Below are 18,500 nucleotides of genomic sequence, written 5' to 3'. Positions count from 1 at the left end.
GTATTGCAAAATGTCCGACTACAGCGTAATCAGACGCAAATCTTTCGGACGCAAAAATAAAAGCAATACCATCAAACCGCTAGTCCGAGCTAAGTTGCAGCGGAAAAATCTCTCCGCGCTTTATGCAAGTCCCGGTGGTCGGTTTTCCATTTGACGCAGCGCGCCAAGCAGCGTAGCCTTGCCCGCCCTTTGCCATCTTGCCCCTTGATTTGATGGCTTATTTATCCGCGTTACCAGCGCGTTTCTGACCGGTTTTTGACATGCATACTTTTTCAGCCTCCGCCTGCGGCATCGACTTTGGCACCTCCAACTCTACCGCCGGGATTGTCACGCCAACGGGGGCCCGACTTTTGGCGCTCGAAGACGGCAAGCTGACTTTGCCGTCGGCAGTGTTTTTCAATCTGGAAGAAGATACGCTCGCCTATGGCCGCGCCGCACTGGCTGAATACCTCGAAGGCTATGAAGGCCGTTTGATGCGTTCGATGAAAAGCCTGCTCGGCAGCAGCCTGATGGACGCGGGTACCGAAATCGGCGGGCGACATCTGTCATTCAAAAACCTGATTGGCCAGTTGATTGGCGAAGTGAAACGCCGTGCCGAGCAATCGGCGGGTCAAACATTCGATGCGGTTGTCCTTGGTCGCCCGGTGCATTTTGTCGACGACGATCAGGCCGCCGACGATCAGGCGCAAGCGACACTGGCCGACATCGCGCGTGGTTTGGGCTTTAAGGAAGTCAGCTTTCAATTCGAGCCGATTGCCGCCGCGCATGATTATGAGCAGCGGATTGAAAAAGAAGAACTGGTACTGATTATCGACATCGGCGGCGGCACGTCGGATTTTTCGCTGGTGCGCCTTTCACCAGAACGACGGGGTATTGCCGACCGTAGCGCGGATTTATTGGCCAGTGCCGGGGTACATATCGGGGGTACTGACTTTGACAAGCGACTATCGCTCGCCGGCGTGATGCCCGAACTCGGGATGAGCAGCTTGCTGAGTAATAATGCCGAGTTTCCGAACAGCGTGTTTTTCCAGCTCGCAACGTGGCACACGATCAACTTCGCCTATACGCGCAAAATGTGGCGTACTTTTCAGGATATTTCGCCCGAAGTCGTCGACAAAGTACGTTTCGAGCGACTATTGAGCGTCATTCGTCAGCAGGCTGGTCACCATCTGGCAATGCGAGTCGAGGAGGCGAAAATTGCGCTGTCTGATCGGCTCGAAGTCGAACTCGATCTGATCGAAGCCGAAAAAGGCTTATTGACCAACATCAGCCGCGAGAAGTTCGAGACCGCGATAGCACAGGAAACCCGCCGCGTCTGTGCTTCGGCACTAGCCACTCTCTCGCAAGCGAGCGTCGCGCCCGTTGCTGTCGACACGCTATTTTTCACCGGCGGCTCGTCTGCCGTTCCTGCGCTGCGAGCCGCACTCGCTGCGGCATTTCCCGCAGCCAGAACCGTCGAAGGCGATCACTTTGGTAGTGTGGGATGCGGGCTGGCGGTGGTGGCGCAGCAGCGGTATGGGTAGCATGCGCAGGGCGCGAAACCCCACAGGGTTTCACTCAGGGTCTGGATCAGGTCAAACCCGATTAATGCCAGATGTTATTCAATCCGCAACAAATACCTCAACCGCATTGCGCCCACGCTTCTTGGCGGCATACATCGCCTCGTCGCCAAAACGCAGCAAATCTGCCGGATTATCGGCCTGATCCGGGTACATCACGACGCCGATACTCGATGAAATATCCAGCACGGTGCCGTCCGGCATCACAAAGGCTTGTTCCAGTGCAAGCCGGATTTTTTCTGCCACCGCCACAGCGTCCTTGACCGCATGCGCGTCAGGCAAGAGCACGACAAATTCGTCACCGCCAATTCGCGCTGCCGTATCGGATTGGCGCAGGCAGCTATTCATTCGGCGAGCGACCTCGATCAGCAGCCAGTCCCCGGCGTCATGGCCGTGCTCATCATTGACCTGTTTGAAGCGATCCAGATCAAGAAACAGCACCGCCATTTTCTGTTTTTCCCGCTGCATCAAGGCCAGCAGTTGCAGCAGGCGCTCTTCAAGCAAGCGCCGGTTGGGCAGGCCGGTCAGTTGATCGTATAAAGCCATTTTCCTGATCGTTTCTTCGGCGGCACGGCGCTCGGTAATGTCCATCAACCAGCCCATCAGCCCTTCTTCGCCGTTGTAAACCAGCGGCAGGAAAGTACCGAGGAAAAGTCGTCGCTCGCCACCGGGTCCTTTCATCCACATTTCGCGGCCACTGAGCAGCCCTTGCTGCTTCGTCAATGCCAGCACTTCGGCGCGGTCTGCCATCGTCAAATAAATCGATTCGGCGCGATCACCGGCATAGGCATCGAATTTTTTTTCAAATTCAGCGTTGGTATAGCGGAAAATCCCCTGGGTACTGAAGACCATTCCAACCGGACTGTAATCAAGCAATTGCTGCATGGCGCGGCGCTGCTCGGCGATTTGCTGCTCTGCGGCCTTGGCATCGGTGATGTCTTCCAGCCAGGCCAGAATTCCTTCCTCACCGCCCAATGTCACGGCAATAAAAGTTGTCTGCATGATTCGGATTTGCTGCTGATGGTTGTAGAGCTGAACTTCCCGGTTTTCCAAAATCCCTTGCTGATTCAATTGCGCAAGCAGGTTCTCTCGTTCAGCCTGATTAACAAACAATGACGGAGAGCGATCACCCGGTTGAACGCCAAAGGTTTCGATACATTTCTGGTTGGCAAAGCGAATCTGCTGATCGGTGACAAAAGCGATATTGATCGGTGCATGATCCAGAATGTTTTGCAACAAAGCCTGCTGCGAAGCCAGCGCCAGATTCTGTCTGTCCTGCTGTTCGAGCAAAATCAGGCGTTCCTGCTCCAAGGCCTGGCGCGCCAGGCTAGTGAGCCGCAAATCCTCGATGGCATGTATCACCTCGGCCATTTCATCCTGATGGCCGGATTTGGGTATTTCAGTCTGCAGCTTGCCTGCAGAAATATCGACAATCAGCCCCGTGATCCAACTTAATGGACGAATGACACGGCGCTGGATCAACCACAAAGTACAGGCCAGAATGCCCAGCGTTAATAAGCCCAGCACACTCGACAGCAATACCTCCGAACGCGCAGCGCTCACTTCCCGTGCCGCATCGGCCACCGCTTCGCGCATCAGGACATTGCGCAAATCGGCAATCGATTCCATTTGTGGCGCATAGTAGTCAACAAACTCTGCTGCATCGACGGTATAGCTGGCGTCGAGCAAATTAATCTTGATCTGGTAATCGACAAAAAGCCATGCCGCAGCAAAATAACGCTGTTGCATGCGCCGGTTGGCCGCCTTGATCGTGCCTGATTCGGCCGTGGCTGCCGCCCGTCCGCTGACATATTGATTGAGTAATTCGATCCGTCCGCGCAGGCTTTCAATATTGAGGCGTTCCGGCAAAGTCAGCAGTTGCTGCTTGACCAATACCGTCGCCAGTTGCGACCCCAGCTGACCGGCATACTCGCGCAGATTAGCGGTCAGACGCGCAGCCGTCAGCCGGTTGGTCGCGCTGGGGAAATACGCCAGTACATCATTGCTCAGCAGCGTGATGGCCGGCGTCAGATCATCAATCACTGCAATCATTTGCTCTATAACACTGCGCACTTCATCCGGCTTACGGTCTATGGGTACTTTGCCTATCGTTTCATCAACGCTCTGGCGCACCAGCGTCAAATGCTGACGAGTCAGTTCGATGGTCTGCGTGAGTGCAGCAGAGTCGCTGATTTCACGCAGCAGCTCGGCAAAAGCTCGGTTGGTTTTTGCTCTGGCCGCCTGCAATTGCACCAGCTTTACCAGATCCCCGCCCGACGTAGTATCGTTCAGCACGTCATTGGCCGACTCCCGTTCACGCGAAGCCATTTCGGTCAGCATAAACAAGGCCTGCAATTGCGCCATCGCTGCCTGCCCTTTGCCCACATTGTGTAAATGCACAAAGGACTGCTGAACACTCCTCACCGTGACGGTAATGACGGTTACCGACAAAAGCAGGCTGAAAATCAGAAAAAGTCGTCGCAACGTCATGCACACTCCTTTACCCTGCCCCGTAGCTCAGGCGCCTCTGCTGCGATCAAGCTCATCGGCAGCGGCAGAACATTGCCGTACCGGGTTATCTGCAGACTCCATTATTCAGAATAGGGTACTCATACCGAATCCTTTACACATTCTGCTCAATGCTGAATCAGGAAACTTTGCATTATCCATCCAGCAAGCGCGAGTTGCACCGTCCTCACTGAAGACGGCAAAAAGCCGCCGGTTCGCACCGACGGCTTTTTGGAAGGGTATATTAATGCAAGCCAATCAAGAATTGACTTTGCGAGCAATACCCATAATCAACGACTGGCAATCATCCCGTCGATCAGTCGTTCGCTGGCTTGAGCGAAATAAAACCATTCATTGCCAGGATTGGCCGCCGGATTCGGAAACAGAATATAGCCGGCACTCGGCGCAGTCACCACGCTGCCGTCAGCACGATGGCCGATCACTTCACCGGCATTCAGATGGTCAAAGCTCGCCCAGGTTTTGACAAAAGCATCCGCCGGGTCATTACGGTCGATCACCTGAGTCAGCTTGAGCAGCTCGAATTCGGTCTGCACTGGCGGCGGCGTTACGTCGGCCAGATGCAAATGCGCGATGGTATTGCGGATTGCCTGATATGCCACTTCGGGTGCTTGAGGGTCGCTATGCTGGCCGCATTCGAGCGTCAGCGCGATGCCGCCATGTGCGCGCGTGTATTCGGTCGTCCCGACACCATAGCTCGGATCGGTGCTGAGCATTTGCGCTCGGGCGTTCGCGCTGATATTCGGATTTGCTAGCCGATGCTTGACACCGTCGGCGTAGGTTTCCAGCCAACCTTCAACAATGCGTTTGGGGCCAAGCCGCACCGCCAGCGCTTCTTCTTCATGCGCGCGCGAAAATGGCGACAAATCACCTTCGTTATTTTCAGGTCCGAGCATGATAAACGGCTCGCCCGGCGGATTGGTGGTCGAATGTAGATCGAGCAATACATCTTGCTGTTCCAGAATCGGGCACAGCATATTGGCGATGCGGTCTTCAAAATCGTGCGGCAGCGCATTGGGGCGCAGATTGCGATTCAGATTGCGCTCGCCATTGCGTTCGTTTTTGGCGTGCGCCAGTGGATTGGTGACCGGAATAAAAGTAATCTGCCCGCGTTGCAACACCAACTCACCCGAATCGAGTTCACGCATCACGCGCTCGATTGCCATCGGCCCACACACTTCATTGCCATGCACCGCACCCAATACCACCAGCTTGGGGCCCGCAGTCAGACCGTGATAAACGTAAGATTTGAGCATGTGCAGATGCGTCATAAAGGCAATTCCAGAAACGATCAATGAGCTGCAATTATCGCGGGAAATAGATCAGTTGCACAGGGTCATCATGCATCGCAGTAGCGTCATCGCCCGCGCACAATCGCTGACCGCATAGCGAAAATTGCGGAATGCCATCCAGCAACACACGTCACCGGCAAATTCTTAAGCTCATTGTTATTGTTGCGTAAACATGAGATTAGATTTTCCATCGTATACGTTTATTAATCACGGTCATAAAATAAGGGTTTTTACTTACAAACATACATCATGCACTGCAAGAAATGCGGTACCCAAGTCAAGCCAGAGCAAAAATTCTGTTTAAATTGTGGCGAATCCACAGCTTCAACGCTCACCGAAGCGAATGCCAGCTGGTTCTGCGGCTGCGGCGAATCCAACCCTCTATCACGCAAATTCTGCAAAGCTTGCGGCCAGCCCAAAGCGGCAGCGCCAATGCCGGAATCAGCGCCGCCCGCAACAGAAACCCAATGCGCCGAACAGTGGCAATGCATATGCAGTGCGCTCAATCCTGAAGCGAAAAAATTCTGTTTAAGCTGTGGCAAGCCACGCTATGCGCCGGTAGAGCCGCTTGCGGCGCCCCAGCCAGCACAAGCGCACGAAGCGGCCGCTCCGGCTGCAGCGAATATCAGCGCAGCAGTGCCAGAAGCGCCTGCAGCAGAAGTCCAGTTCACCCCGGCCGAGGCACCGACCGCTCAAGCCGCCACAGCAATCAAGCCGGAGCCGGCGATCAGCAACTCGGCTCCCGCTCATCAGCAATCCGGCCCGTCACATTCGATGGGAAAATGGATTGCCGCCTTGCTCGCACTCGTTCTAGCCAGTGCAGCAGGAGCCGGCTGGTGGTTCTTTGGCCAGTCAGCTGCAACGACAGAAGTGGCGAGTTCTCCCGCCATGGTGGCCAGCTCGATCAGCGCAAGCGCCGCACCAACATCAAGCCCCACGCCTAGCGCATCACCAGTAGCCAGTGATACGCCAGCGCCCACACTTGAACCTACACCGACCACATCAAGCCAAGCGGCTGTCACGGCAGCGCCAAAAGCCACTCGGACACCCAAGCCGACTCGTACTCCAAAGCCCAGCCCAAGCCCCGTAACAGTGACGGCCAGCGTTGAACCCAAAACGGATAAAGCGCAGCACCCATGCGCAAATCTGAGTGACCTGGCTGCCGCTCAATGCCAAAGCTGCCAAGGTAAAACGGGGTTAAGCAAATCCATTTGCGAAAACTTAACAAAAACCCAGTACTGCATCAAAACCATGAATGCAGCACCCGAGTGCAAGAAATCCGAACAGGAACAGGCAGCAGAACGGCAACGCCGCTAACTCCTGCCAACCTTTTATTAATCAAAGGAAACACATCAGATGAATACCGAAAATAAAACACTGAATTTTTCACGCCTCTGGGCGGCATTAAGTGCACCAAGCAATAAAACCGCAGTCCTACTTATGGTCGGCACTTTCATTGCGGCAGCCATTGTATTTGCACTTTTTGCCGCCATTGGTCGTAGTCTCTTTATGAATGGATATTATGACTCGGTTAAATTCATTACAGCGCTTGGCGTCATTTCGACATTGGGCGTGCTGCTCTATGGCATGAATGCAGTAGGACTGGTTTTGATGGCAGATGCTCGCCAGATCGAACAGCCGACAGCGCGGGATGCAATCCTGATTTCGCTGGCAACTGGGCATCGTTTCATTGGCCTGGCTTTAGTCAACCTTGCCATCGTTTTGCTGGCATTCCTTGCCGTGATTATCGCGCTGTTTATCTGCAAGATTCCTGGACTGGGAGCCTTTTTATACACTTTTGTTTACCCGATTACGGCGCTGTTGATTGGCCTGCTGCTGGTCGCTCAATATCTGGTCATCATGCCGTTGGCTGCACCGGCCATCTGGGATGGTCATGGCGTATTTACCGCAATGTCACGTCTTTACACCCTGGTACGCCGCAAGCTGGCAGAAGTATTGATGCTCGAATTGGTGCTATTCACCATGCTGATGGTGGTCTCCGGTCTGCTGGCGACGGTACTTTCTATCGGCGTTGCCACCAGTAGTTCGCTTTCAATGGCTGTGTTGGATATGAATGGCGGGATGTCGGCACTGGCATCATTGCAAATGGCAATGGGGGGCTTTGGTGGTTCATTGGATGGGTATCTGGCTGCGTATTCATTTGGCTCTGCACTGCTAATCGCCTTGGCAGTCGTGATCCCGGCACTGATCTCAACCAAAGGCTTTGCCCTGATTTTCCTGCAAGCCAGTGAAGGCGTTGACTTTGCCGCTGATGAAGCCATGTTGAAAGCGCGCAAGGAAGCCGCACAGCACAAAATCCAGCAGGCGAAAGAAGAAGCCCGCCGCAAAACTGAAAGCTATCAAATGCGCACCCAAACCAGTCCAGCGATTGCAGCACCGGCAATGGCCGCTGCATGCTGCCCACAATGCCAGTCTCCTGTTGTATCAGGCGATGCTTTCTGCGGCGAATGCGGCCACCGTTTGAGCTAAGGAGCAATCATGGCTAAATTCTGTCGCGGTTGTGGCTGCGCCCTCGAAGAGGGGGCGCGGTTTTGTGGCGAATGCGGTACGGCAGTTGCCTCAGCTGCGCAAGCAGCACTTAACCCATTGCCGAGCACGAGCGCTATACCTCGTAAATCTGGGCGCGGAGTCATTATTGCGTCACTCATCGGCACTTTATTGATCGCAGGTGGAACGGGTGCATGGTGGTTTAATCGCCCGGAAAATCTGAATGAAGCTGTTTTCTTGCGCGAAATGCGGCATTTAATCGCCCAGAATCAAGCTCAGAACGAAAAGCATTTTTGCCTGAATGACGGGATCAACTATAGCCAGACCGAGATTCAACTGCGCGATTATGACAATCGCAGCCGTCAATGGTTTGATATGCTCGCCAGCCATGGCCTGTATACGCCGGCGCAGCAGAAAGTGGTGCGTAGTTACTGGAGCTCACAAACATACTGGATCTACCAGCAAACCGAACAAGGTAAAGCTGCGGTTCGGGAAAATCGTTTGTGTTATGCCAAAGAAAGCGAGTTGACCAAGGCCACTTTTAGCCCCGCCACTCAAATCGGCCAATATCAAATCGCCGATGGCATAGTGAGTTTTCAGGCCAGAAACCTTGCAAGCTGGAGCCAGACTGATGTTGCCAAAACACTGGCGCCGGAAATTGCCCGCAATAGCAAAGGCGACGTTAATCTGCGACTGGTATTGGTGGAAGGTAAATGGCAAGCAGCAAATCCTGAGCTCAGCCAGCAAATCCGCAATGCCGAGCTTGAACAGCAGAAACTGTCTCAAAGCAATCCGCTCAGTGGCGGTTGGCTCGATAGTTTACTGGGTCTGTTTAAATCGGGCTCCACGGAAATTAATCCGCTGTATGGACAGTGGGAAACCGAAACGATACTTGGGCAGGAATTAAATGTGACGCTCGAATCCGATGCCATCATGATCATGGGTGAGCGCACCGGCAATATCAGCTATGTCCCTCGCAAGGATTCAGACTGGGTTCGCGTCAAAAACCCGCAAGGCATCACCCTGATTGAGTTGCGCGTCATTGATGCAGACACGCTGGAGTATCGTTTGATGGGGATGATGCAAGGCAAAATGTACCGTAGTTCTTGATTCACTATCGTACTGCATTAATGGCTCTCACTGAGAGCCATTTTTATTTCAACATTGCTTATTTATGCAACCGAGCATACAAAAAAGCACCGCCTCCCTGCGGAAGCGGTGCTTTTAGATTTTGAGCTGCTACTCGCGGTTTACTTTTTCGATACAGCGTGACCACCAAAGGCATTGCGCATCATCGACAGCAATTTCAGCGAGTAATCGGCGTTGCCACGGCTGGCAAAACGCGCGTACAAGGCAGAAGCCATCACCGGCGCAGGTACGCCCAGCTCGACCGATTCCAGTACCGACCAGCGACCTTCGCCAGAATCCGGAACGAATGCATTCAGGTCAGCCAGTTCAACGTCTTGCTCCAGCGTATCGGCGACCAGATCAAGCAGCCAAGAACGCACCACCGAGCTGTGACACCAGGTTTCGGAAATCGCAGCAACGTCGAGGTTGAATTCTTCTTTGGCTTTGAGCATCGCAAAGCCTTCGGCGAACGCCTGCATCATGCCGTACTCGATGCCGTTATGCAGCATCTTGGTGTAGTGGCCTGAGCCCGCCGGACCCGTGTGCGTCCAGCCGCGAGTCGGACCTGGCGCCAGGATTTTGATAAACGGCTCGGCCATCGCCGCAGCATCTTTTTCGCCGCCAAACATCAGGCAGTAGCCGTTCTGCAAGCCCCAGACGCCACCCGAAACACCGGCGTCGACAAACTTGATATTCAAGGCCGCCAGTTCAGCGCCGTGGCGCTGGCTGTCTTTGTACATTGCATTGGCGCCATCGATGATCAAATCACCGGGTGCGAGCAACGTTTTCATTTCAGTGAACGCGTCTTCGGAGATTTTGCCGGACGGCAGCATCAGCCAGACAACGCGCGGGGTCGGCTGCGCAGCAATCAGCTCGGGCACCGAGGCAAAGGCACGAAAGTTGGCTTCTTCTTTGGCCAAACCTTCCCGCACTTCTGCGCTCACGTCAAAACCAAATACATTGGCTCCGCCGCGTGCGAGACGGCGCGCCATATTTGCGCCCATTTTGCCCAAACCGATCATTGCGATATTCATTATGTGTTTCCTTCTTAGGAGTCCGGCCACGGCTGCGCTCAATGCAAGCGTGGCTAAAGTGCGTGCCCCGTATTTTGTAGCAAGACTACGTATACGCCAAGTCAGTTTTGCACGAATTCCGTAATTATTTTACCTATCAGGGATTTAAGCAGGTTTTTAGCTGCTGATTCGTGTTAGTCGGGCTGCCTCTTTGGGCTTATCTCCTTAATCCCGATCACCAGTCAGCCAAAATTTGATTTGCATTAAAACACGTGCCAAGCCAGCCCCCTAAGCTGCAACATCTCCAAGCTTTAAGGATGTCAGCATGAGCGCAGCCAAGCTGCCCGAACTGATCTGCCCTGCCGGTAGCCTGCCCGCGCTCAAAGCCGCGGTCGATCACGGCGCAGATGCGGTTTATCTGGGTTTCAAAAATGCCACCAATGCCCGCAACTTTGCCGGGCTCAATTTCACCGATGCCCAGATCAATACCGGTATCCAGTATGCCCAGCAACGCGGCAAAGAAGTTCTCGTTGCGATCAATACCTATGCCCAAGCCGGACGAATCAAAGAGTGGCATGCCGCGATTGATGCTGCCGCTGATGCGGGCGCGAACGCGGTGATTCTGGCTGATTTGGGTTTGCTCGACTACGCGACGCGAGTTCATCCGCAGCTCAATCGACACCTGTCGGTACAAGGCTCGGCGACCAATTTCGAGGCAGTTAATCTCGCACACGATTATTTCGGCATTCGCCGCGCTGTTTTACCACGTGTACTGACGCTGCCGCAGGTCGAATATGTCATCAAAAATACTTCGGTCGAAATCGAAGTCTTCGGCTTTGGCAGCCTGTGCGTGATGGCTGAAGGCCGCTGCATTTTATCGAGCTACGCCACCGGTGAATCTCCCAATACCCATGGGGTGTGTTCGCCCGCAAGCCATGTTCAATGGCTCCCACAGGGCGATACCATGGATACCCGACTCAATGGCATTCTGATCGATCATTTCGAAGCCGGTGAACCAGCCGGCTATCCGACGCTGTGCAAAGGCCGGTTTGAAGTCAACGACGCGACGTATTACGCACTCGAAGAACCGACCAGCCTGAATGCGCTATCGGTTTTGCCCGAGCTGATCCGGATTGGCGTCAAGGCAATCAAGGTCGAAGGCCGTCAGCGCAGCCCGGCGTACACCGCTGAAGTCACCAAAACACTGCGCGCAGCGCTTGATGCCGCCGGTGATGCGCGTTACTCGGTCAAACCGGCGTGGCAACAGTCGCTCACCAAAGTATCCGAAGGTCATCAGCAAACATTGGGCGCATATAGCCGACCATGGAGATAAACATGCAACTCACACTTGGCCCACTGCTGTATTACTGGCCAAAACAGCAGGTACTCGATTTTTATGCCCAGGCGGCCGATTGGCCGGTGGAAACCATTTATCTGGGTGAAGTCGTTTGCGCGCGGCGGCATGAACTGCGCACTGCGGACTGGCTCGCGCTCGGCGTCGAGCTGGCTCAAAGCGGCAAACAGATTATTTACAGCTCACAGGCCGTACTCGAATCAGGGTCGGATTTATCGAGCCTGCGTAAACTCGCCAAAGAGGGCGGCGCGATCGAAGCCAATGATCTGGGCGCAATCCGCGTAGCACGCGATGCGGGCATTTCGTATGTCGCAGGGCCGCACCTGAACATCTACAATGGCGCAGCACTCGACTGGCACGTCAAGGCGGGTGCTGTGCGCTGGGTTCCGCCACTGGAAGCCAGCAAAGACACCGTAGCAGCGATTATCGCCGAGAAAACATTAGCCATCGACACCGAAGTCTTTGCCCACGGCCGTTTGCCGCTGGCTTTTTCTGCGCGCTGTTTTACCGCACGGCATTTCGATCTGAACAAGGACGCTTGTGAATTCAAGTGCATAGCCCACGCTGACGGCATGCTGCTGAAAACGCGCGAAGGGCAGGATTTTTTGCGGATTAATGGTATCCAGACCCAATCAGCAGCATGCCATGCGCTGATCAACGATCTGTCAAAAATACAGAATATCGATTACCTGCGCATCAGCCCGCAAGCGATGTATACGGCTGAAATCATTGCTGCATATAGAACACAGATCAATACCCTCAAAAACAATGCCGATTGGACAACGATCAACCCGGAAGGTCTGGTTAATGGCTATTGGCATGGCCAAGCTGGGATTGTTCCGGTCACAGCGGAAAAGGAGCTCGCATGAAAGTCCCCTCTCCATTCATCCGGATACTGCAAATCCTTCCCGAAGCGCCACCCGCGCTGGTCATCGTGACGGCGCTTAATCTGGTGCGCAAGCAATTGTGGCCGGAAGAAGATTTTGCCTGGCTGCTAGGCCGCACAGTGCGTCTGTCAGCCAGCGACATTGGCTGCGGTATCTCGTACAGCTTTAGCGATGGCCGATTTGTAATCAGCAAGCAGCCAGCCGATGTCACCTTCGGCGCCAGCCTGGCCGATTACTGGATTATTGCAAGACGACAGGAAGATCCGGACACGCTGTTTTTCCAGCGTCGTCTGACCATTGCAGGCGATACCGAATTGGGACTGCAACTGAAAAACCTGATGGATGCGACTGATTTTTCTCCGCTATTCGAGAAAATCCCGCAACCGATCCGCCTGCGATTTGGTTTCTAATTACAAACGCCAGAAAAACAAAAAGCCCAGCTCGTGTGAGCTGGGCTTTCTTTTAGAGGGTTTGGCAATGACCTACTTTCACACGGGCAATCCGCACTATCATCGGCGCTGAGGCGTTTCACTGTCCTGTTCGGGATGGGAAGGAGTGGGACCACCTCGCTATGGTCACCAAACAAAACTGAGCTGTTTTTGTGTCCGGTTTTTTGGCTCACAAAACACTAAATTCTGGGTAGTACATAAATAAACAAATACCCAGCTCACCGAGCTGGGTATTTGAATAGGGTAGTCTGGCAATGTCCTACTTTCACACGGGCAATCCGCACTATCATCGGCGCTGAGGCGTTTCACTGTCCTGTTCGGGATGGGAAGGAGTGGGACCACCTCGCTATGGTCACCAGACAAAACTGGGTGAGTTGACTGCTTAGGCTTTTACCTTTGCAACCACTCGAAATCAATAGAAGAAGTAATCTTTCATCAGCTCAGCTTTCGCTTCACCGGTCTCTCTTTATCTTATTCAATTCGCAATCGGGTCAATTGCACCTTCATCGCAACAACGCGTCTCAGGTTATAGGATCAAGCCTCACGGGCTATTAGTATCGGTTAGCTTAACGTATTACTACGCTTCCACACCCGACCTATCAACGTCCTGGTCTCGAACGATCCTTTAGAGGTCTTAAAGACCTAGGGAAGTCTCATCTTGAGGCTAGTTTCGCGCTTAGATGCTTTCAGCGCTTATCTATTCCCGACTTAGCTACCCGGCAATGCCACTGGCGTGACAACCGGTACACCAGAGGTCAGTCCACTCCGGTCCTCTCGTACTAGGAGCAGCCCCCCTCAAACTTCCAACGCCCACTGCAGATAGGGACCAAACTGTCTCACGACGTTTTGAACCCAGCTCACGTACCACTTTAAATGGCGAACAGCCATACCCTTGGGACCGGCTACAGCCCCAGGATGTGATGAGCCGACATCGAGGTGCCAAACTCCGCCGTCGATGTGAACTCTTGGGCGGAATCAGCCTGTTATCCCCGGAGTACCTTTTATCCGTTGAGCGATGGCCCTTCCATTCAGAACCACCGGATCACTATGTCCTGCTTTCGCACCTGCTCGACTTGTCGGTCTCGCAGTTAAGCCGCCTTTTGCCATTACACTATCAGTACGATGTCCGACCGTACCTAGGCGACCTTCGAGCTCCTCCGTTACAATTTGGGAGGAGACCGCCCCAGTCAAACTGCCTACCATGCACGGTCCCCGATCCGGATAACGGACCAAGGTTAGAACCTCAAAGGGGTCAGGGTGGTATTTCAAGGACGGCTCCACTGAAACTAGCGTTCCAGCTTCAAAGCCTCCCACCTATCCTACACAAACCACTTCAAAGTCCAATGCAAAGCTACAGTAAAGGTTCACGGGGTCTTTCCGTCTAGCAGCGGGGAGATTGCATCTTCACAAACACTTCAACTTCGCTGAGTCTCGGGAGGAGACAGTAGGGCCATCGTTACGCCATTCGTGCGGGTCGGAACTTACCCGACAAGGAATTTCGCTACCTTAGGACCGTTATAGTTACGGCCGCCGTTTACTGGGACTTCAATCAAGAGCTTGCACCCCATCATTTAATCTTCCAGCACCGGGCAGGCGTCACACCGTATACATCCACTTTCGTGTTAGCACAGTGCTGTGTTTTTGATAAACAGTCGCAGCCCTCATTTCTCTGCGGCCTCATTGGGCTCCAGTTGTACACCTTCACCTACTAGAGGCACACCTTCTCCCGAAGTTACGGTGTCAATTTGCCGAGTTCCTTCTCCCGAGTTCTCTCAAGCACCTTAGAATACTCTTCCTACCCACCTGTGTCGGTTTGCGGTACGGTTCGATATTAGCTGAAGCTTAGTGGCTTTTCTTGGAAGCAGGGTATCGCTCACTTCGTCGACAAGTCGACTCGTCATCACGCCTCAGCGTTAAAGTAGCCCGGATTTGCCTAAGCTACACGCCTACACGCTTAAACCAACTCTTCCAACCGTTGGCTGAGGTAACCTTCTCCGTCCCCACATCGCACTAATACCAAGTACAGGAATATTAACCTGTTTCCCATCGACTACGCATTTCTGCCTCGCCTTAGGGGCCGACTCACCCTGCGCCGATGAACGTTGCGCAGGAAACCTGGGGTTTTCGGTGAGGGGGCTTTTCACCCCCTTTATCGCTACTCATGTCAGCATTCGCACTTCTGATACCTCCAGCATCCTTCTCAAGACACCTTCACAGGCTTACAGAACGCTCCTCTACCATATGTACATCGTACATATCCGCGTCTTCGGTTATCAATTTGAGCCCCGTTACATCTTCCGCGCAGGACGACTCGACCAGTGAGCTATTACGCTTTCTTTAAATGATGGCTGCTTCTAAGCCAACATCCTGGCTGTCTGTGCCTTCCCACCTCGTTTTCCACTTAATTGATCATTTGGGACCTTAGACGGCGGTCTGGGTTGTTTCCCTCTTGTCCCAGGACGTTAGCACCCCAGGACTGTCTCCCATGCTCGCACTTGACGGTATTCAGAGTTTGCCATGGTTTGGTAAGTCGCGATGACCCCCTAGCCATAACAGTGCTTTACCCCCGTCAGTGATACATGAGGCACTACCTAAATAGTTTTCGAGGAGAACCAGCTATTTCCAAGTTTGTTTAGCCTTTCACCCCTAGCCACAGCTCATCCCCTAACTTTGCAACGTTAGTGGGTTCGGACCTCCAGTGCGTGTTACCGCACCTTCATCCTGGCCATGGCTAGATCACTTGGTTTCGGGTCTACGCCCAGCAACTGTGCGCCCTATTCGGACTCGGTTTCCCTACGCCTCCCCTATTTGGTTAAGCTTGCTACTGAACGTAAGTCGCTGACCCATTATACAAAAGGTACGCAGTCACCCAACTTGTGGGCTCCCACTGTTTGTATGCATCCGGTTTCAGGTTCTATTTCACTCCCCTCCCGGGGTTCTTTTCGCCTTTCCCTCACGGTACTGGTTCACTATCGGTCGATGATGAGTATTTAGCCTTGGAGGATGGTCCCCCCATCTTCAAACAGGATTTCTCGTGTCCCGCCCTACTTCTCGTACGCTTAGTACCACCCAATGCTTTTCATATACGGGGCTATCACCCACTATGGCGGCACTTTCCATTGCCTTCTATTAAGCTTTGAGTTATCACGTACAGGCTCTTCCCATTTCGCTCGCCACTACTTTGGGAATCTCGGTTGATTTCTTTTCCTGCGGTTACTTAGATGTTTCAGTTCACCGCGTTCGCTCTACATCACCTATGTATTCAGTGATGAGTGACCCAAAAGGGCCGGGTTTCCCCATTCGGAAATCGTGGGATCAAAGCGCTTTGCCAGCTCCCCCACGCTTATCGCAGGCTATCACGTCCTTCGTCGCCTATCATCGCCAAGGCATCCACCAGATGCACTTATTCGCTTGATCCTATAACCTCAAACACGTTTTACCGTACTCTTGGTCAGAGTTTCGTATTTACGACTTGTTGTAGGGTTTCTCAGGTCCTACAACGGCTGATCTTTCGATCAGCAGATACAATCAACCCAATTTATTACTGTAAAAACAAGTTACCCTGTTTTCACATTGTTTAATTAGGAGATATTACTTCTTCTATTTTGTTAAAGAACGATACAGTCACACATTCCTGTGTGGGTCTGATTTAAGAAACCAGAACAAAATCACCAGACCGAATCATTATTTCTGATTCGTCTACTGACTGAATTCTGAACTCTTGTTTGCTGCGCCACCGCTTGCACAGTGCTCGCCGCAAGGCGTGGTGGAGGATGACGGGATCGAACCGACGACCCCCTGCTTGCAAAGCAGGTGCTCTCCCAACTGAGCTAATCCCCCAATCTGGCATGACTAAGCTGTTTCCATTGACTCGTCAATGGTGGGTCAGATAGGAATCGAACCTATGACCCCCGCGTTATCAACACGGTGCTCTAACCGACTGAGCTACTGACCCAGCTTCCAACTCAACAACTTCTTTCATTTATGAATGAAGTCGTCTCTGTATCTTCAAATTTACAGCCGATGAGTGTGAGTCCTTGACCCGCAGGTCTTGCTCTTGAAAGGAGGTGATCCAGCCGCAGGTTCCCCTACGGCTACCTTGTTACGACTTCACCCCAGTCATGAATCCCACCGTGGTAAGCGGCCTCCTTGCGGTTAGCCTACCTACTTCTGGTGAAACCCACTCCCATGGTGTGACGGGCGGTGTGTACAAGGCCCGGGAACGTATTCACCGCGACATGCTGATCCGCGATTACTAGCGATTCCGACTTCATGCACTCGAGTTGCAGAGTGCAATCCGGACTACGATCGGTTTTGTGAGATTGGCACCCCCTCGCGGGTTAGCGACCCTCTGTACCGACCATTGTATGACGTGTGAAGCCCTGGTCATAAGGGCCATGAGGACTTGACGTCATCCCCACCTTCCTCCGGTTTGTCACCGGCAGTCCCATTAAAGTGCCCAACTGAATGCTGGCAACTAATGGCAAGGGTTGCGCTCGTTGCGGGACTTAACCCAACATCTCACGACACGAGCTGACGACAGCCATGCAGCACCTGTGTTACGGCTCCCGAAGGCACTCCTCGATCTCTCAAGGATTCCGTACATGTCAAGACCAGGTAAGGTTTTTCGCGTTGCATCGAATTAATCCACATCATCCACCGCTTGTGCGGGCCCCCGTCAATTCCTTTGAGTTTTAGTCTTGCGACCGTACTCCCCAGGCGGTCAACTTCACGCGTTAGCTGCGTTACTAAGCTCCGAAAAGCCCAACAACTAGTTGACATCGTTTAGGGCGTGGACTACCAGGGTATCTAATCCTGTTTGCTCCCCACGCTTTCGTGCATGAGTGTCAGTATCAGCCCAGGGGGTTGCCTTCGCCATCGGTGTTCCTCCACATCTCTACGCATTTCACTGCTACACGTGGAATTCCACCCCCCTCTGCCGTACTCTAGTTAGCCAGTTCGCAATGCAATTCCCAAGTTGAGCTCGGGGATTTCACATCGCGCTTAACAAACCACCTGCGCACGCTTTACGCCCAGTAATTCCGATTAACGCTTGGACCCTACGTATTACCGCGGCTGCTGGCACGTAGTTAGCCGGTCCTTATTCTTCTGGTACTCTCATCCCCGGTGGGTATTAGCCACAAGGATTTGCTCCCAGACAAAAGCGCTTTACAACCCGAAGGCCTTCTTCACGCACGCGGCATTGCTGGATCAGGCTTGCGCCCATTGTCCAAGATTCCCCACTGCTGCCTCCCGTAGGAGTCTGGACCGTGTCTCAGTTCCAGTGTGGCGGATCGTCCTCTAAGACCCGCTACTGATCGTCGCCTTGGTGAGCCTTTACCTCACCAACTAGCTAATCAGCCATCGGCCGCTCCAATAACAAGAGGTCTTGCGATCCCCCTCTTTCCCCCGTAGGGCGTATGCGGTATTAGCTATCCTTTCGGATAGTTATCCCCCATTACTGGGTACGTTCCGATGTATTACTCACCCGTTCGCCACTCGCCACCAGACCGAAGTCCGTGCTGCCGTTCGACTTGCATGTGTAAAGCATGCCGCCAGCGTTCAATCTGAGCCAGGATCAAACTCTTTCGTTTAATCGCTATGCTATTTTTACTACTTGGCTTGTACTTCAATACTCAAAGAAACTGCGAGATAAACTCTAAAGAGTTCGTCTTTCAATTTTCTTTTCAATTGAGTGCAAGCACTTGATTTGACTTACGAATCAAGGGCTCACACTCATCGGCTGTAGATTGTTAAAGATCGGGCTGAACAACCAAGAAACAC

The 18,500-nt window shown here is 53.1% G+C and carries 10 protein-coding genes, 2 tRNA genes and 4 rRNA genes; 7 read left to right on the top strand and 9 right to left on the bottom strand.

Features of this window, described 5'->3' with window-relative positions:
• Window positions 1–260: 260 nt before the first annotated feature.
• Window positions 261–1,523, top strand: a complete 1,263-nt coding sequence (locus ACG2XO_RS06280; RefSeq protein WP_410499960.1) for an Hsp70 family protein — start codon at window positions 261–263, stop codon at window positions 1,521–1,523.
• 78 nt (window positions 1,524–1,601) lie between these two features.
• On the opposite strand, the gene ACG2XO_RS06275 is transcribed toward ACG2XO_RS06280, so the two are convergent.
• Window positions 1,602–4,049, bottom strand: coding sequence for a diguanylate cyclase (locus ACG2XO_RS06275; protein WP_410499959.1), 2,448 nt, complete (start codon window positions 4,047–4,049; stop codon window positions 1,602–1,604).
• A 308-nt stretch (window positions 4,050–4,357) separates the two neighbouring features.
• Window positions 4,358–5,356 (bottom strand): succinylglutamate desuccinylase/aspartoacylase family protein, encoded by a 999-nt coding sequence (locus ACG2XO_RS06270; RefSeq protein WP_410499958.1) that lies wholly within the window; start codon window positions 5,354–5,356, stop codon window positions 4,358–4,360.
• Between the two features lie 270 nt (window positions 5,357–5,626).
• Between ACG2XO_RS06270 and ACG2XO_RS06265 the strand changes: the two genes are divergently transcribed.
• Genes ACG2XO_RS06265 through ACG2XO_RS06255 form a run of 3 tightly spaced genes read left to right on the top strand, consistent with a single transcriptional unit; the run spans window position 5,627 to window position 8,995 of the window.
• Window positions 5,627–6,694 carry a hypothetical protein gene (locus tag ACG2XO_RS06265; protein WP_410499957.1) on the top strand — a complete coding sequence of 356 codons (1,068 nt, stop codon included), beginning with the start codon at window positions 5,627–5,629 and terminating at the stop codon, window positions 6,692–6,694.
• Window positions 6,695–6,733: 39 nt separating this feature from the next.
• On the top strand, window positions 6,734–7,867 hold the full coding sequence (locus ACG2XO_RS06260) for a hypothetical protein (protein WP_410499956.1): 1,134 nt from the start codon (window positions 6,734–6,736) through the stop codon (window positions 7,865–7,867).
• A gap of 9 nt (window positions 7,868–7,876) precedes the next feature.
• Window positions 7,877–8,995 carry a hypothetical protein gene (locus tag ACG2XO_RS06255; RefSeq protein ID WP_410499955.1) on the top strand — a complete coding sequence of 373 codons (1,119 nt, stop codon included), beginning with the start codon at window positions 7,877–7,879 and terminating at the stop codon, window positions 8,993–8,995.
• A gap of 140 nt (window positions 8,996–9,135) precedes the next feature.
• On the opposite strand, the gene gnd is transcribed toward ACG2XO_RS06255, so the two are convergent.
• On the bottom strand, window positions 9,136–10,047 hold the full coding sequence (gene gnd / locus ACG2XO_RS06250; RefSeq protein WP_410499954.1) for a phosphogluconate dehydrogenase (NAD(+)-dependent, decarboxylating): 912 nt from the start codon (window positions 10,045–10,047) through the stop codon (window positions 9,136–9,138).
• Window positions 10,048–10,351: 304 nt separating this feature from the next.
• On the opposite strand from gnd, the gene ACG2XO_RS06245 reads away from it, so the two are divergent.
• Genes ACG2XO_RS06245 through ACG2XO_RS06235 form a run of 3 tightly spaced genes read left to right on the top strand, consistent with a single transcriptional unit; the run spans window position 10,352 to window position 12,677 of the window.
• The gene (locus ACG2XO_RS06245) at window positions 10,352–11,359 is read left to right on the top strand and encodes a peptidase U32 family protein (RefSeq protein ID WP_410499953.1); all 1,008 of its coding nucleotides are present in this window, start codon (window positions 10,352–10,354) and stop codon (window positions 11,357–11,359) included.
• A gap of 2 nt (window positions 11,360–11,361) precedes the next feature.
• The gene (locus tag ACG2XO_RS06240; protein WP_410499952.1) at window positions 11,362–12,249 is read left to right on the top strand and encodes a U32 family peptidase; all 888 of its coding nucleotides are present in this window, start codon (window positions 11,362–11,364) and stop codon (window positions 12,247–12,249) included.
• On the top strand, window positions 12,246–12,677 hold the full coding sequence (locus tag ACG2XO_RS06235; RefSeq protein ID WP_410499951.1) for an SCP2 domain-containing protein: 432 nt from the start codon (window positions 12,246–12,248) through the stop codon (window positions 12,675–12,677). The genes ACG2XO_RS06240 and ACG2XO_RS06235 overlap by 4 nt, the downstream gene beginning before the upstream one ends.
• A 59-nt stretch (window positions 12,678–12,736) precedes the next feature.
• Here ACG2XO_RS06235 and rrf (ACG2XO_RS06230) read toward each other — a convergent pair.
• The 6 genes from rrf (ACG2XO_RS06230) to ACG2XO_RS06205 form a co-directional block, all read right to left on the bottom strand.
• Window positions 12,737–12,850, bottom strand: a 5S ribosomal RNA gene (gene rrf, locus ACG2XO_RS06230).
• Between the two features lie 112 nt (window positions 12,851–12,962).
• Window positions 12,963–13,076 (bottom strand): 5S ribosomal RNA (gene rrf, locus ACG2XO_RS06225).
• A 170-nt stretch (window positions 13,077–13,246) separates the two neighbouring features.
• Window positions 13,247–16,133: ribosomal RNA gene (locus ACG2XO_RS06220) — 23S ribosomal RNA — on the bottom strand.
• 347 nt (window positions 16,134–16,480) lie between these two features.
• Window positions 16,481–16,556 (bottom strand) — tRNA-Ala (locus ACG2XO_RS06215).
• A 38-nt stretch (window positions 16,557–16,594) separates the two neighbouring features.
• A tRNA-Ile gene (locus ACG2XO_RS06210) sits at window positions 16,595–16,671 on the bottom strand.
• Between the two features lie 105 nt (window positions 16,672–16,776).
• Window positions 16,777–18,310 (bottom strand): 16S ribosomal RNA (locus tag ACG2XO_RS06205).
• Together the 16S, 23S and 5S rRNA genes with 2 tRNA genes alongside form the textbook arrangement of a ribosomal RNA operon.
• Between the last annotated feature and the right edge of the window lie 190 nt (window positions 18,311–18,500).

It is taken from the genome of Chitinibacter sp. S2-10 (assembly GCF_046530675.1).
Lineage (GTDB): Bacteria > Pseudomonadota > Gammaproteobacteria > Burkholderiales > Chitinibacteraceae > Chitinibacter.
The sequence above is the reverse complement of the archived record's forward strand: the minus strand, read 5'-3'. Positions and strand labels throughout refer to the sequence as shown.